The organism is Limimaricola sp. G21655-S1 (assembly GCF_027213785.1).
Classification (GTDB): Bacteria; Pseudomonadota; Alphaproteobacteria; order Rhodobacterales; family Rhodobacteraceae; genus Limimaricola.
Window position 1 is genome coordinate 28,232 of sequence record NZ_JAPWGO010000003.1, and the last position, 14,952, is coordinate 43,183.

10 protein-coding genes are annotated in these 14,952 nt (G+C 66.2%); 7 read left to right on the forward strand and 3 right to left on the reverse strand.

Features of this window, described 5'->3' with window-relative positions; all coding sequences use genetic code 11:
- The first annotated feature begins 424 nt into the window (after positions 1-424).
- The 4 genes from O4G76_RS04495 to O4G76_RS04510 all read left to right on the forward strand — a co-directional run bounded on the left by O4G76_RS04495 (position 425) and on the right by O4G76_RS04510 (position 7,393).
- A complete protein-coding gene (locus O4G76_RS04495; RefSeq protein ID WP_373568008.1) occupies positions 425-2,299 on the forward strand; it encodes a type I secretion system permease/ATPase in 1,875 nt (624 codons plus the stop codon).
- A complete protein-coding gene (locus O4G76_RS04500; protein WP_269396198.1) occupies positions 2,296-3,636 on the forward strand; it encodes an HlyD family type I secretion periplasmic adaptor subunit in 1,341 nt (446 codons plus the stop codon). The genes O4G76_RS04495 and O4G76_RS04500 overlap by 4 nt, the downstream gene beginning before the upstream one ends.
- Before the next feature lie 223 nt (positions 3,637-3,859).
- The gene (locus tag O4G76_RS04505) at positions 3,860-5,020 is read left to right on the forward strand and encodes an RsmB/NOP family class I SAM-dependent RNA methyltransferase (RefSeq protein WP_269396199.1); all 1,161 of its coding nucleotides are present in this window, start codon (positions 3,860-3,862) and stop codon (positions 5,018-5,020) included.
- 87 nt (positions 5,021-5,107) lie between these two features.
- Positions 5,108-7,393 (forward strand): PAS domain-containing sensor histidine kinase, encoded by a 2,286-nt coding sequence (locus O4G76_RS04510; RefSeq protein ID WP_306467202.1) that lies wholly within the window; start codon positions 5,108-5,110, stop codon positions 7,391-7,393.
- Positions 7,394-7,488: 95 nt separating this feature from the next.
- Here the strand turns inward: O4G76_RS04510 and O4G76_RS04515 are convergent, their stop codons facing one another.
- The 3 genes from O4G76_RS04515 to O4G76_RS04525 are packed head-to-tail and all read right to left on the reverse strand — an operon-like array spanning position 7,489 to position 10,856.
- Positions 7,489-8,475: a glucokinase gene (locus O4G76_RS04515; protein WP_269396201.1), complete on the reverse strand. Its 987-nt coding sequence runs from the start codon at positions 8,473-8,475 to the stop codon at positions 7,489-7,491.
- A gap of 16 nt (positions 8,476-8,491) precedes the next feature.
- Positions 8,492-9,808: a GH1 family beta-glucosidase gene (locus O4G76_RS04520; protein WP_269396202.1), complete on the reverse strand. Its 1,317-nt coding sequence runs from the start codon at positions 9,806-9,808 to the stop codon at positions 8,492-8,494.
- 22 nt (positions 9,809-9,830) lie between these two features.
- Positions 9,831-10,856, reverse strand: a complete 1,026-nt coding sequence (locus O4G76_RS04525) for a substrate-binding domain-containing protein (RefSeq protein WP_269396203.1) — start codon at positions 10,854-10,856, stop codon at positions 9,831-9,833.
- Positions 10,857-11,123: 267 nt separating this feature from the next.
- Here O4G76_RS04525 and O4G76_RS04530 point away from each other — a divergent pair, with 267 nt between their 5' ends.
- The 3 genes from O4G76_RS04530 (at position 11,124) to O4G76_RS04540 (ending at position 14,939) form a co-directional block, all read left to right on the forward strand.
- Positions 11,124-12,470: an ABC transporter substrate-binding protein gene (locus O4G76_RS04530; protein ID WP_269396204.1), complete on the forward strand. Its 1,347-nt coding sequence runs from the start codon at positions 11,124-11,126 to the stop codon at positions 12,468-12,470.
- 76 nt (positions 12,471-12,546) lie between these two features.
- Positions 12,547-13,788 (forward strand): carbohydrate ABC transporter permease, encoded by a 1,242-nt coding sequence (locus tag O4G76_RS04535; protein WP_269396205.1) that lies wholly within the window; start codon positions 12,547-12,549, stop codon positions 13,786-13,788.
- Positions 13,788-14,939 carry a carbohydrate ABC transporter permease gene (locus O4G76_RS04540; protein WP_269396206.1) on the forward strand — a complete coding sequence of 384 codons (1,152 nt, stop codon included), beginning with the start codon at positions 13,788-13,790 and terminating at the stop codon, positions 14,937-14,939. The genes O4G76_RS04535 and O4G76_RS04540 overlap by 1 nt, the downstream gene beginning before the upstream one ends.
- Positions 14,940-14,952 lie beyond the last annotated feature (13 nt).

Below are 14,952 nucleotides of genomic sequence, written 5' to 3' on the forward strand. Positions count from 1 at the left end.
GCGACTGCCGCGCTTCCTGAACCGGGCCTTGCGGGGCGAGGCGGACGGTGGCGCGCCCGACGCAGCCCCCGCCCGTAACCACGGTGGTCCCGCCGATGATGCCGCCTGCAAGGCGGAACGCGGCGCGCGATCGGTGACATCCGACGAGCATTCGCGAGCCGATGCCACCGTCGAGCCCAAGCGGGCCAAGCCGGTCCCAGAGGCGCGGGCCGCCGCCCCCGTGCCCGGAAAGGGTTCGCAGCGGTCCGCGGGAGAGGTTCCCGATCGCATTCCTGCTCCGGTGTCGAGGTCGGCTTCGCTGGAAGCGCGTGATCCCCAGAAGAACCCCGTATCCGCGCCAAGCGCTCGACCAGATCGCGAACCGGCTGATCCGGCTTGCAGGATCGAAACCGTTCCGCAAGCGCGCGGGCCCGAGGAGGGACCGCTGCCCGGACCGGTCATCGAGGCCGATCGCGGGCCGATCCGCCGGCGGCCGGACGCCCCGCGCCCCGACGGTGGCGAGGGGAAAGGTGCCGGAAGAGGGCCGGGCAAGGGAGGCGGCGGTGGCGGGGGGGTGCCGCCCAAATTTCACAAGCGGGTAGGTCCGGAAAATTATGGGCTGGCGCTGAAGCTCGGTCTACGCGCGGTGCGGCGCAACTTCGTCATGGTGATGGTTTTGACCTGCGCCACCAATCTGCTGATCCTCGCGATCCCGATCTACCTGTTCCAGATATCGGACCGGGTGCTGACCAGCCGCTCGGTGGACACCTTGGTGATGCTCACCATCGTCATCGTGGGGGCGGTGATCCTGCAGGCGGTCTTCGATGCGATCCGCCGCTTCATGCTGATGCGCACGGCGGTGGAGGTCGCGGCCCGGCTCGGCGCGCCCATCCTGAGCGCGGCCTCGGCTGCGGCGCTGCATGGCTCTGGCCGCGAATACCAGACGCTGGGCGATCTGCAGCAACTGCGCGGCTTCATCGTCTCGGGCACGTTGCTGTCATTCCTCGACGTGCCCTTCGCGCCGCTGTTCATACTCGCGATCTTCCTGATCCATCCGCATCTGGGGATGATCGTGGTCAGCACGGCGCTCGCCCTCTTGGTAATCACTTTGATCAACCAGAAGCTCACCGCGCGTCCCTTCGCCGAGGCCAACGCGGCCCAGAGCCGCGCCAACCTGCATCTCGAGTCGATGGCGCGCAACAGCCAGATCATCAACGCCTTGGCGATGATCCCGGAAGCCGTCCGGATCTGGGGGCGCGACACCGCGACTTCGCTCACGGCGCAGGTACATGCACAGGACCGCAACATCGCCGCCTCGGCCATCAGCCGGGCGGTGCGCTTGCTGACGCAGATCGCCATGCTGGGCTGGGGTGCCTATCTCGCCATTGGCGGCGAAATCACCGGCGGCATGGTGATCGCCGCCTCGATCATTGCCGGCAGAGCGCTGGCCCCAATCGAAGGCGCCATCGAAGGCTGGAGCGCCTATGCGCTGTCGCGCGCCGCCTATGGCCGGATTTCGGCCCTGCTCACCAATTCGCGGCTCCAGTTCGAACGGCTGAACCTGCCGCGTCCCGAAGGCCGTCTGGATGTGGAGCGGCTGCTCTACGTGCCGGGCGGGACCAAGCAGGTCGTGTTGAACGGCATCAGCTTTTCGCTCAGCCCCGGCGACACGCTGGCGATCATCGGCAATTCCGGGGCAGGCAAGACGACGCTCGGCAAGATGCTGGTCGGGTCGATCCTGCCGACGTCGGGCAATGTTCGGCTCGACCTTATGGATCTGCGCAATTGGGACCCGCGCCAACTTGGCGAGAACATTGGCTACCTGCCACAGGACGTGCAGCTGTTTCCCGGCACCATCAAGGACAATATCGGCCGAATGCGCGACGATGCGACCGATGCGCAGATCTACGAGGCGGCGGCGCTTGCCGACGTGCACGAGATGATCGCCAACTTGCCGCAAGGCTACGAGACGGTGGTGGCCGCGGATGGCGCGCCTCTTTCGGGCGGGCAAAAGCAGCGCATCGCGCTTGCGCGGGCCTTCTTCGGTGAGCCGCGTTTCGTGGTGCTCGACGAGCCCAACTCCAACCTCGACAGCGCTGGCGACAAGGCGCTGGCCCGTGCGATCCAGCATGCCAAGAAGAACCGGATCACCGTCGTGGTCGTGACCCAGAAGCCATCGCTTCTCACCGCTGTGGACAAGATCATGCTGCTGGGCGACGGCACGATCCAGATGTTCGGCGAACGCATGGAGGTGCTGAAGAAACTCGCCGGCGACAAGGTGGCACGTGTGCCCCGAGCCGGCTCGGAGGGCGGGACATGAGCATGACTCAGCATCCGGCCGATGCGGGGGAATGGTTCGCCGAGGTGCCTCGGTCGGTACGCCGGCATACGATTGTCGGCCTCGTGATCTTGGTGCTGAGCTTCGGCGGCTTTGGCGCCTGGGCGTTTCGGGCGCCGCTCGCGGCCGCCGTGATCGCGCAGGGCAGCTTCGTGGCCACTGGACAGAACAAGATCGTGCAGCATTTCGAGGGCGGGATTATCAAGGAAATCCTCGTGAGCGAAGGCGACCGAGTCGAGGCCGGTCAATTGCTGCTGAAGCTCGACGGCACCCAGGCGGCCGCGACCGAGCGCGAATTGTATTTGCGTCAGATAAGGCTCGAGGCGACGCAGGCGCGGCTCATGGCCGAGGAAGAACGCCGGGGGGAACTGCGCTTTTCCCCCGCGCTCGAAGCCGCGCGAGAGGACCTCGCCGTGGCCGACATCCTGGAGGGACAGGAGCTGAGCTTCCGTGTGTCGCGCGATGCGCTCGAGAATGACCTCGCCCTCCTTGAACGCAGCTTGCAGGCCCTGGAGATCCGGGCACGTGGCTACCAGACCCAGCTCGAGACGCATCGGGGCCAGCTCGCGCTTTTGCTGGCGGAACACGCGGACAAGGTCACTCTGTTCGAGCGCGGCTTGTTGCGGCGTCCCGAACTGCTGGCCATCGAGCGAGCCCAACTCGAGGCCGAGGGTCAGATCGGACGGCTCGAGGCGGAGATCGCCGAGATCGAGGAGGTGGTGCTGAAACACCGGGCGCAGATCGCACAGGAGATCGATCGCTATCGCGAAAAGGCGCTCGATGAGTTGCAGGGCGTGCAGGCAGAGCTCGAGAGCATCCGCGAGAAGTCACGGACGGCGCGCTCGATCCATGAGCGGGTCGATCTGGTGGCGCCGGTCGCGGGCACCGTGGTACGGCTGTACTTCCACACGCCGGGAGGCGTGATCGAAAGCGGACGTCCGATCCTCGAAATCCTGCCGGTGGACGAGCCATTGATCATCGAGGTGCAGATCCCGCGGGTCGAGATCGACAGCGTAAGGCGCGGTCAGCCCGCCACCGTCCGGCTCACCGCGCTCAACCAGCGTACGACGCCGGTGCTCGACGGCGAGGTCTATTACGTCTCCGCAGACGCGATCACCGACGGGTCGGGCGACGAGATGCGAGAGGTCTATCTGGCACGGATCTCGCTCGATGCGCAGCAACTCGGACGCGTGCCGAATTTCTCGCCGACCCCGGGCATGCCGACCGAGATCATGATCCAGACAGCCTCGCGCACCTTCGTGCAGTACATCGCCAAGCCTATCAAGGACAGCATGACGAGGGCATTCCGCGAGAACTAGGACGTGCTCGCAATCGCGCCGTATATCGTCACGCCAGTACCGACCCCGCGCCTTCAAACCCATGGCTACGACCTGTAGATGGGCATTGTCCGGAAGTGGCCGGGCAGGACTGCGGGGCAGGATCGATGAACCAGACAGAGCCGCGAATGCAGACCCGGCGGGCACGGATGATCCATTTGTGTGCCTCTCCCGGACATACACAGCGCTTCACGGGAGCGACCCGATGACCCCGGCCGCGCGTGTGGCGGCCGCGATCGGCGTGCTCGATGACTGCCTGGGCGGCATGCCTGTCGAGAAGGCGTTGCTGCGCTGGTCGCGCGCCAGCCGCTTTGCGGGCTCCAAGGACCGCGCGGCGGTGCGCGACCTCGTCTTCGGCGGCTGGCGCCGAAGGCGGTCGGCCGCGCATGCGGGCGGGGCCGAAACCGGGCGTGGCATCATGATCGGCTGGCTGCGCCAGCATGACACCGATCCCGCCGCGATCTTCACCGGTCTGAATCACGCTCCGGCACTGCTTACGTCGGAGGAGACGCAACTTCCGGGAGAGGCAGCGGCGGCGATACGCCACGACCTACCGGACTGGTTGTGGGAGCGGTTCTCGCGTGATCTGGGTGCCGATGCCGAGACATCCGCTCAGGCGCTGCGCGACCGGGCGCCGGTGTTCCTGAGGGTCAACCCGCGACGCGGCGATATCGACGCGGCCATGGACGCATTGGCCCGGGACGGCGTCGAGGCGGTCGCGCATGACGAGGTCGCCGGAGCGTTGCGGGTCGTGTCGGGCGAGCGCGCGGTGTCGCGGGGCGAGGCCTATTCCGAGGGGCTGGTTGAACTGCAGGATGCCGCGTCGCAGGCGGCGATGCTGCGCCTGCCGCTGCAGGACGGTCAAAGCGTGCTCGACTACTGTGCCGGTGGTGGCGGCAAGGCGCTGGCCTTGGCCGCGCGGGCCAAGATCGGCGTGACCGCGCATGACATCAGCGCGGCACGGATGCGCGACATACCGGCCCGCGCCGCGCGCGCCGGCGTCAGGATCGAGCTGGCGGAGCGCCTGGAGGGGCTGAAGGCCGATCTCGTGCTGGTCGATGCCCCCTGTTCGGGCAGCGGCACCTGGCGGCGTGACCCGGACGGCAAATGGCGCCTGACGCCCGAACGGCTCGCCGATCTGGCGCGGCTTCAGGCGGAGTTGTTGGATCAGGCGGCGCGGCATGTCGCACCCGGCGGCAGCCTTGCCTATGCCACCTGTTCGGTGCTGTCGGAGGAAAACGACGCGCAGGTCGCGGCCTTCCTCGCGCGTTGTCCCGGCTGGGTGCAGCGCGACAGGATGCAGAGGCTGCCCGGACCGGATGGCGACGGCTTCTTTCTGGCGCGTTTTCAGCGCGGCGGCGCGTAATCGTTTACCGACCATTAGCCATTTTAGCCTTCACTGGATGCGTGGATATCCTGGGAGGCGGAGGTGGTCGAAATCGATGTGCCGGCCATGGTGGCCGATGACGACGCGGCGCTTCCCGGCGCGGCGCAGCTTTCGGCCATACTCGGGGCCGCTTCGCTGGCGCTGGCCGGGGCGGCGCTCGTGCCTGACGGTCATGCGGCGCTGGCGCTGTTGCTTGTGGGCTCGACGCTGGGCTTCGTCGCGGCGCTGTTCGGCCTCAAGCGACTGCGCCACACCCGCCATCGCCGGGCCATGCTCCGCCTGTGCGGACGAATGCTCGGAGCTGACCCGGTTCCCGGCTTCCTGAGCGATGCGCAGGGCACGATCCTCGATTGCAACGCGGCGGCCTCGCAACGGTTCGGGGGCCGTAGTGGCAGCCTGTCGGCGGCGCTGGCGCAGCATTTCGCGACGCCCGCGACGGCTCTGACGCGGCTGCGTCAACGCGCGCTTCGCGACGGATCGGCGCAGGACATGGTCGCAACCCGCCGCGGGCATCTTCGAATCGTCGTGACAGGGCTCGGGGCGGGCACCTTTCTGTGGCGGATCGAGGATCTGTCCGAGCGGCAGGGGACCGGCCGTGCTGCGGATGCGCTGGGCCTGCCGATGCTGACGGCGGGCCCGTCCGGCACGATCCTCTACATGAACGAAGCCTGCCGGGCTCTTGTTGGAGAACGGGCCAGACGGCTCGATGCGATTTTCGAGGAGCTACCCCTTCGACCCGGTCAGATCCAGCGGGTGCAGGGAGAGGCCGGTCCGGTCGACGCGCTGGTGGCCGAGATCGCGGCGGCGGGCGGGCGCAGCGAGATCTACCTGCTGCCGCCGGTCGGACCCCGGCGGATTGCCAGCGCCGGCGATTGGCACGAGGCCGAGAGCCTGCCCGTGTCACTGCTGCGGCTCGATCGCCGTGGCGCGATACTCGGCGCCAACCGGGCCGCTCGGGCCCTGCTGCCAAATGGCACCGAGCCCGGGACACGCGTCTCGGACATCCTCGAAGGGCTGGGCCGACCGGTTGCGGATTGGCTTGCCGAGGCGGTGGAGGGCAGGGCGGTACCGGGGCCGCAATTCCTGAAGGGACGCGGCGCCCGCAACGACACCGTGCTGCAGGTCGCGCTTGGCGACGTCGACGAAGAAGGGGCGCTTGTGGCCGTCCTGTACGACGCGACCGAGCACAAATCGCTCGAGGCGCAGTTCGTGCAGGCGCAGAAGATGCAGGCGATCGGCCAGCTCGCCGGGGGCGTCGCGCATGACTTCAACAACCTGCTCACCGCGATTTCAGGGCATTGCGACCTGTTGCTCCTGCGGCACGAGAAGGAGGACCAGGATTACAGCGACCTGATCCAGATCCACCAGAACGCCAACCGCGCCGCCAGCCTCGTGGGTCAGCTCCTGGCCTATTCGCGCAAGCAGAACCTGATGCTCGAACAGCTCGATCTGCGCGATACGTTGTCGGATCTGACGCATCTGCTGAACCGGCTGGTCGGGGAAAAGGTGACGCTGACGCTCAACCACGACCCCGATCTGCGGCAGGTCAGGGCCGACCGGCGACAGCTCGAACAGGTGCTGATGAACCTCGTGGTCAATGCCCGCGACGCGATGCCCGACGGCGGTGAGATCCAGGTCGAGACAGACAATTACGTGCTCGACGCTCCGATGGAACGGGATCGGGCGCTGGTGCCCGCGGGCCCATGGGTGCGAATCCGGGTGCAGGATCAGGGCAGCGGCATTCCGGCGGAGAAACTGCCCAAAATCTTCGAGCCGTTCTACACCACCAAGCGGGTCGGCGAAGGCACCGGTCTCGGTCTTTCCACCGCCTATGGTATCGTGAAGCAGAGCGGGGGTTACATCTTCGTCGAAAGTACGCCCGGCGAGGGCAGCTGCTTCACCCTGCTGTTGCCCAGTCGCTCTGCTTCCGTCCCAGCACCGTGCCCTGCGCCGAACGTTGCGCCGGCAAGCATGGCCCGGCACGCCGAGGGGGTGGTGCTTCTGGTGGAGGACGAGGCCCCGGTCAGGGCTTTCGCTGCACGGGCGCTGCGGCTGCGCGGACTGACCGTGATCGAGGCCGAGGATGCCGAGGCGGCCCTCGAGATCCTGGCCGATGCCGGGTTGCAGGTGGACATCTTCGTCACCGACGTGATCATGCCGGGCAAGGATGGCCCGACTTGGGTGCGCGAGGCGCTGAAGGATCGCCCCGACACGCAGGTGGTCTTCGTCTCCGGCTATGCCGAGGACACATTCGCCGAGCAGCAGACCCGGATTCCGAACTCGGTCTTCTTGCCGAAGCCATTCTCGCTTACCGAGCTTGCCACGGCGGTGCAGACGCGTATCGCTTGCTAAATAGGTTCGTGGTGCGCGAGCGTTCGGTCAGCAAGCGCTGGGCAGTCGCCTTTTGGCGGAGAAGCCCGTGACCGGGACCCTCCGCCGAGGGCCGCTCAACTGGCCGTGCCGGGGAGCATCAGGCCATTGAGATGGGCCGCGCAACCGATCAGAGCGGCGTAGTCGTCCTCGATCACCGCGACACCGAAATTGCCCATGAAGCCCGCGAAGCGACCCTTGTCGCGGAACGCATCGGCGAAACCGAACTCCCGCAGATAGGGTGCAATGGCGCGCGAGACGCCCCCCACCAGATAGACGCCGCCAAAGGGCAGCTGGATCAGCGCCAGATTGCCCGCGACGACGCCCAGAAAGCGCGCGAAGACCCTTGCCGCTTCGACCGCGCGCGCATCGCTGCGGTCGGCGCAGCCCTGCATGATTTCGGCGGCGGTCTTCTCGAGCGGCGCGCGGGCCTCGGCGCCGAGCCATGCATAGACGCGCTCGAGCCCGCGTCCCGAGAGCACGTCCTCGACCGCTGGAAAACCATGCGCCGTGGAGACGTATTGCGCCAGCCGCAGATCCGCCTCGCTGTTGACCGGCAGGTTCACATGTCCGGATTCGGACGGAGTCACGTAGCGCCCATCCTCGGTGTCGAAGACCGGCGTGGCGTTGAAACCGGTGCCGACGCCGATCACCAGCTTGGCGGCATGGGGCGAGGCCTCGGGGAAGGCGATGATTTCGCGGATGTTGCCCGGCGCGACATGGCCCAGCGCATGGCCCTGCGCCTGAAGGTCGTTGAGGATCGCCACGGTTTCGGCGCCAGTGGCGCGGCTCAGCGTGGTCTTGTCGATGGTCCAGTCGAGATTGGTCATCGTGGCGCGGGCGTCGCGCACCGGCCCCGCCACGGCGACGCAAGCGCCGATGCAGTCAACGTTGCCTTCCTCGGCGATATAACGCTTGAGCACGGATTCGAGGCCCGCGTAATCGGCGTTGGAATAGCGCCGGATCGTATCCTCGCGAATCTCGAGGCCGCGCGCCAGCGCCACGCGGGTATTGGTGCCACCGATATCGGCGACCAGTGAATAGGCGTTGGTGGGATGCGACATGGCGGCTCCTCGGGGCTCAGCGGGAGAGGGCGGATTTCAGGGCGTGATACGACGCCTTGGGTGTGCGCTCCAGAGTGTCGAAGTCGACATGGACGAGGCCGAAGCGCTTTTCATAGCCGAAGGCCCATTCGTAGTTGTCGAGCAGCGACCAGTAGAAAAAGCTGCGCAGATCGACACCATCGGCGATGGCGCGGCGCATGGCCTCGACATGCGCGGCGATGAAGCGCTGCCGCTCGGCATCCTCGACCGCGCCGTTCTCGACCCGGTCGGCCCAAGCCATGCCGTTCTCGGTGACATGGATCGGCAGGCCCAGAATATCGCGGGCGCGGCACAGGAAATGATGCAGTCCCTCGGGATAGATTTCCCAGCCCATCTGGGTCTTGGGAAGCGGTCCTTCGACTGCGGTGAGGCCGGGCCAGGGGGCGTCCGGCGCCGCCGCGATCATAGCGCGTGTGTAATAGTTGACGCCGAGCCAGTCCAAGGGCTGCGAGATCAGCGCCATGTCGTCCTGCCAGCCGTCAGGCATATGTGGCGCCAGCCCGGCGAGCGCCCCCTCGGGATAGCGGCCATTGGCGATCGCTTCGATGAACCAGCGATTGTAGATCTGATCCTGCAGGTCGGCCGCGGCGTGGTCGGCGGCGCTGTCGCTGGCGGGCAGGGCGCGCTCGAAGTTCAGCACGATCCCCAGTTCGGCGCGCCCCATGCCGCGAAGCCGCTCCACCGCGAACCCGTGTGCGAGCAGGATGTGATGCATGGCCCGGGCGGCGGCGCGGATGTCGCGCAGGCCGGGTGCATGATGGCCAAGGAAATGCGACAACCAGGCCACGCACCAAGGTTCGTTGATCGTCGCGGTCGAGGCGACGCGGTCGCCGATCCGGGCGCTGATCGTCTCGGCGTAATCGGCAAAGGCCATCGCCGTGTCGCGGTTGGCCCAGCCGCCGCGGTCGGCCAGCGCCGAGGGCAGGTCCCAGTGGTAGAGGGTCTGGAACGGCTTCAGCCCGCGTTCGAGCGTCGCATCGACCAGCCGGTCGTAGAAGTCGAGTCCCTCGGGGTTCACGGTGCGGCCGTCCGGCATGACCCGCGCCCAGGAGGTCGAGAAACGGTAGGCGTCGAAGCCGCCATCGCGCAGCAGGTCGAGATCCTCCGCGTAGCGATGGTAGTGGTCGCAGGCCACGGCACCGTCCTCGGCGCGCACCACGTTTCCGGGACCCTTGGCGAAGCTGTCCCAATGGGTCGGACCGGCGCCGCCGAATCCATGGCCCTCGATCTGGTAGGCCGCGGTGGCCGCGCCGAAGAGAAAGCCCTCGGGAAAGTCCTTGCGAGAAAAATCCATGCTCTTCGCCTTGTCTGGGGCCTCAGCGCGGCGCCGGGCCCGTGGAGCGGCCGATGATCAGCTCGGCCTCGAGGAGTTCCTGCACATGCGGGCCCTCCGGGTTGTCTATCCGGTCTATGACCATCCGTGCCAGCCGCTGTCCAGCCTCGCGCACCGAGGACCGGGTCGCGGTAAAGGCGGGAACCGCCCCGTCGTCGCGCAGGTAGGACAGCTGATCGTCATGGGTGACGGCCGAGACGTCGCGCCCCAGCACCAACCCGGCCTCTTCGATGGCGCGGCGGACGCCGAGCATGCAGATCACCGAGGAGACGAGAAAGGCGGTCGGCGGGTCTGGCTGGGCCAGCATGTCGCGCGCGGCGCGCCATCCATAGCCTTCGGTCATCTCGTCCTGACGCATCAGGTTCGGGTCGATGGCGATACCCCGCGCGCGCAGGGCCTCTTCGTATCCCTGCCGCCTGCGATGCGCGAAATCCATGGTTTCCAGACCGTTGACCAGTCCGATCCGGCGATGGCCGAGATCCATCAGGAAGTCGGTGGCACGCGTGAAGGCGCGGCGGTTGTTGACGTCGAGCCAGCTATATTGCCGGTCGGTACCGGTGGCGCGGCCATGCACCGCGTAGGGCAGGCCGATCCCGTCGAGCAGCGCGATGCGCGGATCGTTCATGCGTGGGGCCGAGACGATCAGCCCGTCGACCAGGCCGCGCCGTTTCATCGACAGATAGGCCTTTTCCTCCTGCGCCAGATCGACCACCGAGATCAGCATCTCGTAACCCGCGCTGGAATAGGTTTCGCCAGCACCGGCGATGAAATCGGCAAAGATCGGGTTGACCATGGCATGGGAGCTGATCTTGGGGATCACGTGGCCGATCACGCGGCTGCGCCCGGTGGCGAGGGCGCGGGCGCGGGTGTTGGGACGGTAGTCATGCGCCTCGGCCGCGGCCCGCACGCGCGCCCGGGTCGCCTCGCTGACATCGGTATAGCCATTGAGCGCACGGCTCACCGTTGTCTGGCTCAGCCCGAGCAGTTCGGAGAGCTGCTTGAGATTCATTCCCGGGTCCTGTCCAAAGCGCTTTTGTAACAGCCGCTACCCTACGTCGCGACCCGGCGCAGGTCAAAGCGCAGTTTTCGGTCACATCGAAATGCCATTGCCGGATTTTTCCTCGGCCCTCTCGCGGCATCCACCATTGACAGGCTTGAACAGCTCCGACAGGTTGGCGATGTCCAAAGCGCTTTGGCACGGCTCGCGCCTGTCCGCGCGCAAGGCAGTCCATCACGCGGCCTCCGGGAAGGGGCCGTGGTTACGGGAGGGTAACATATGAAGACCATTCTTTTCGCGGGCGTGGCCGGCATCGCGCTGGCTTCGGCCGCATCGGCGCAGGATCTGAAATTCCCGATCGGCGAGGGCGATTTCAACTGGGACAGCTACAACGAGTTCGCCGAGAGCCATGACCTGTCGGGCGAGACCCTGACCGTCTTCGGCCCCTGGCTGAGCGGCGACCAGACGCTGTTCGAGTCGATGCTCGCCTATTTCGAGGAGGCCACCGGCGCCGACGTGCAATACACCGGGTCAGATGGCTTCGAGACCCAGATCCGCATCGATACCGAGGCGGGCTCCGCGCCCAACATCGCCGTCTTCCCGCAGCCGGGCCTTGCGCGCGATCTCGCGTCCCTGGGCTATCTCGAGCCGATGCCCGAGGGCACTGGTGACTGGGTCGCCGAGAACTATGCCGCTGGCCAATCCTGGGTCGATCTGGCCACCTTCGAAGGCCCCGAGGGCAACGAGAACCTCTACGGTTTCTTCTACAAGGCCGACGTGAAGAGCCTCGTGTGGTACGTGCCCGAGAACTTCGAGGATGCGGGCTACGAGGTGCCGGAGAGCATGGAGGAGCTCAAGGCGCTCACCGAGCAGATGGTCGAGGATGGAGAGACGCCCTGGTGCATCGGCATCGGCTCGGGCGGTGCCACCGGTTGGCCGGCGACCGACTGGGTCGAGGACATGATGCTGCGCACCCAGGCGCCGGAGGTCTACGACCAGTGGGTCGCCAACGAGATCCCGTTCGACGACCCGGCGGTGGTCGGCGCGATCGAGGAATTCGGCTGGTTCGTCTCGGACGACTACGTCGCCGGCGGCAAGGCCGCGGTCGCCTCGACCGACTTCCGCGACAGCCCCAAGGGCCTCTTCGACAGCCCGCCGCAGTGCTACCTGCACCGCCAAGCCTCCTTCATCCCGACCTTCTTCCCCGAGGGCACGGAGATCGGTGTCGATGCCGACTTCTTCTACTTCCCGGCCTATGAGGAAAAGGATCTCGGCCAGCCGGTGCTCGGCGCGGGCACGATGTTCGGCATCACCGAGGCCTCCGACGCGGCGAACGTGTTCATGCAGTGGCTGCAGACCCCGATCGCACACGAGATCTGGATGGCGCAGACCGGTTTCCTGACGCCGCTGACCACGGTCAACACCGAGGTGTTCGGCGACCCGACGCTGAAGAAGATGAACGACATCCTGCTCGATGCGACCACCTTCCGCTTCGACGGCTCGGACCTGATGCCCGGCGGCGTCGGCGCGGGTTCGTTCTGGACCGGCATGGTCGATTATGTCGGCGGCGAAAGCGCCGAGAGCGTGGCCTCCGAGATCCAGGATTCTTGGGACGCGCTGAAATAAGCGTGTAACCATAAGACTTGGCGGCCGCGACTCGCGTCGTGGCCGCCTCTTTGCATCAAGGCTCGGGGAGGGCGCGATGAATCCGGCACTACAGGGCTTGCTGACCATCGTGATCGGCGTCGGCGGCTGCGTCGCCTATTTCTATTTTTCGAACATTCTGCTCGACAAGGTGCTGTTCCCGCCCCGTGGTCCCAATGCCGGGCGCAACATCAACCGCGCCAACGTCATCCGTCCCTGGCTGTTCCTCGCGCCCGCGCTCATCGCGCTGGGCCTCTATCTTGCCTATCCGGTGTTCGAGACGCTGCGCCTGTCGTTGACCCAGAGGGTGCGCGGTGGCGGCTACGAGTTCGTGGGCCTCGCCAACTACCAGCAGATGCTGCGCGAGCCGAAATTCTGGGAAGGCTTCAACAACAACCTGCTGTGGCTGATCGTGGTGCCCGCCGCCTCGACCGCCTTCGGTCTGCTCGCCGCCCAGCTTACCGACCGGATCAAGTGGGGCAGCATCGCGAAATCGCTGATCTTCATGCCGATGGCGATCTCCTTCGTGGGCGCCGCGGTGATCTTCAAGCTGATCTACGACACGCGCCCCGCGGGGCAGGAGCAGATCGGCGTGCTCAACGCCGTCTGGCTCGGCTTCGACGGCGGGATCGGCTCGTTCATCTGGCTGCGGTTGGTGCCGGCGCTGCTGCTTCTGGCGCTCGCCGCCGGGGCCGGCGCGCTGGGATGGTCGCTGATGAAGCCGGTGCTGGGTCGCGAAGGCCGCAGCCCCGGGCTGATTTTCGGCGCGCTGCGCATCCTCAGCGCGGTGCTGATGGCCCTCCTCGTCTATCTGATGCTGCGCCAGACCATCGCGGTCTTCGTGGCCGATCTGCCCTATGGCCAACCGCAGACCTGGCTCACCATACCGTTCTGGAACAACTTCTTCCTGATGATCGTGCTGATCTGGATCCAGACCGGCTTTGCCATGGTGCTGCTCTCGGCGGCGCTCAGGGGCATCCCGGAGGAGACGGTCGAGGCGGCGATCGTCGACGGCGCCAACCCGTGGCAGATCTTCTTCAAGATCAAGATGCCGCAGATCGTCGGCACCATCGTCGTCGTCTGGACCACCATCACCATCATCGTGCTCAAGGTGTTCGACATCGTCTTCGCGATGACCAACGGCCAGTGGGAAACGCAGGTGCTGGCCAACTACATGTACGACAAGCTGTTCCGCGCCAATGACTGGGGCGTCGGCTCCGCTGGCGCCATGGTCATCATGCTGATGGTCACGCCGATCCTGATCTGGAACGTCTACAACGCCCGCAGGGAGATGCGCTGATGGACAACATCGCTGGCAAGAAATCCGCGCTGACCTGGGCCGTGAACATCGCGGTGGTGGCACTGGTGGCGCTCTGGGTCTTCCCGACGGTGGGCCTGCTGGTCTCGTCCTTCCGCACCGGCGACCAGATCGCCTCGTCCGGCTGGTGGCGCTCGATGCTGCCCACGGAGCAGAACCTGACGCTCAGGACCGCCGGCGGCGACGAGGCCGAGCTGGTCGACGGGCTCTACACCGTTTCCGGCAACCTCTTCGCCCATGAGGGGCGCGAGCCCTTGAACATCTCGGCCTTCGGCACCTCGTCGCGCGATGTCGGCGCCTACACCCCGGGCGAGACGGTCGATATGGGCGATGGCGAGATCATCATGGTCGGGGAGACCGGCGATTACGTCTATACCTCGGTCGAGGAGATGTCGGGCCGTGGTCAGCGTGTCTTCGTCACCGCGAAGGTTGCGCCGGAATTCACGCTCGAGAACTACGACAACATGCTGTTCAACCCGAACAACATCGAAGGTATGTCTAAGGCCTTCTTCAACACGCTCACCGTCTCTATCCCCGCGACGATCATCCCGATTCTCGTGGCGGCCTTCGCGGCCTACGCGCTGGCCTGGATGGATTTCCCGGGACGAGCGCTTTTGATCGCGGCGATCGTGGGCCTGCTGGTGGTGCCGCTGCAACTGGCGCTGATCCCGCTTCTGAAATTCCACAACGAGATCGGCATCGGCAAGGGCTACTTGGGTGTGTGGCTTGCCCATACCGGCTTTGGCCTGCCGCTCGCGATCTACATTCTGCGCAACTATATGGTCGGGCTGCCGCGCGACATCATCGAGAACGCAAAGGTCGATGGCGCCACGGATTTCCAGATCTTCACCAAGATCATCCTGCCGCTAAGCTTTCCGGCGCTGGCTTCCTTCGCGATCTTCCAGTTCCTGTGGACCTGGAACGACCTGCTGGTCGCGATCGTGTTCCTGATCGATGCGAGCGGTGAGACCACGGTGATGACCAAGCAGATCATCGAGCTTCTGGGCACGCGCGGCGGCAATTGGGAGATCCTCGCAACGGCGGCTTTCGTCTCGATCGCGGTTCCGCTTGTTGTGTTTTTCGCGATGCAGAAATACCTCGTGCGCGGCCTGCTTGCGGGCTCCGTGAAATGAGGACTGCCTTCCG

Coding starts and splice junctions, on each gene's coding strand:
- O4G76_RS04500 (WP_269396198.1), top strand. CDS start 2,296: ATGAGCATGACTCAGCATCCGGCCGATGCGGGGGAATGGTTCGCCGAG.
- O4G76_RS04505 (WP_269396199.1), top strand. CDS start 3,860: ATGACCCCGGCCGCGCGTGTGGCGGCCGCGATCGGCGTGCTCGATGAC.
- O4G76_RS04510 (WP_306467202.1), top strand. CDS start 5,108: ATGGTGGCCGATGACGACGCGGCGCTTCCCGGCGCGGCGCAGCTTTCG.
- O4G76_RS04515 (WP_269396201.1), bottom strand. CDS start 8,475: ATGTCGCATCCCACCAACGCCTATTCACTGGTCGCCGATATCGGTGGC.
- O4G76_RS04520 (WP_269396202.1), bottom strand. CDS start 9,808: ATGGATTTTTCTCGCAAGGACTTTCCCGAGGGCTTTCTCTTCGGCGCG.
- O4G76_RS04525 (WP_269396203.1), bottom strand. CDS start 10,856: ATGAATCTCAAGCAGCTCTCCGAACTGCTCGGGCTGAGCCAGACAACG.
- O4G76_RS04530 (WP_269396204.1), top strand. CDS start 11,124: ATGAAGACCATTCTTTTCGCGGGCGTGGCCGGCATCGCGCTGGCTTCG.
- O4G76_RS04535 (WP_269396205.1), top strand. CDS start 12,547: ATGAATCCGGCACTACAGGGCTTGCTGACCATCGTGATCGGCGTCGGC.
- O4G76_RS04540 (WP_269396206.1), top strand. CDS start 13,788: ATGGACAACATCGCTGGCAAGAAATCCGCGCTGACCTGGGCCGTGAAC.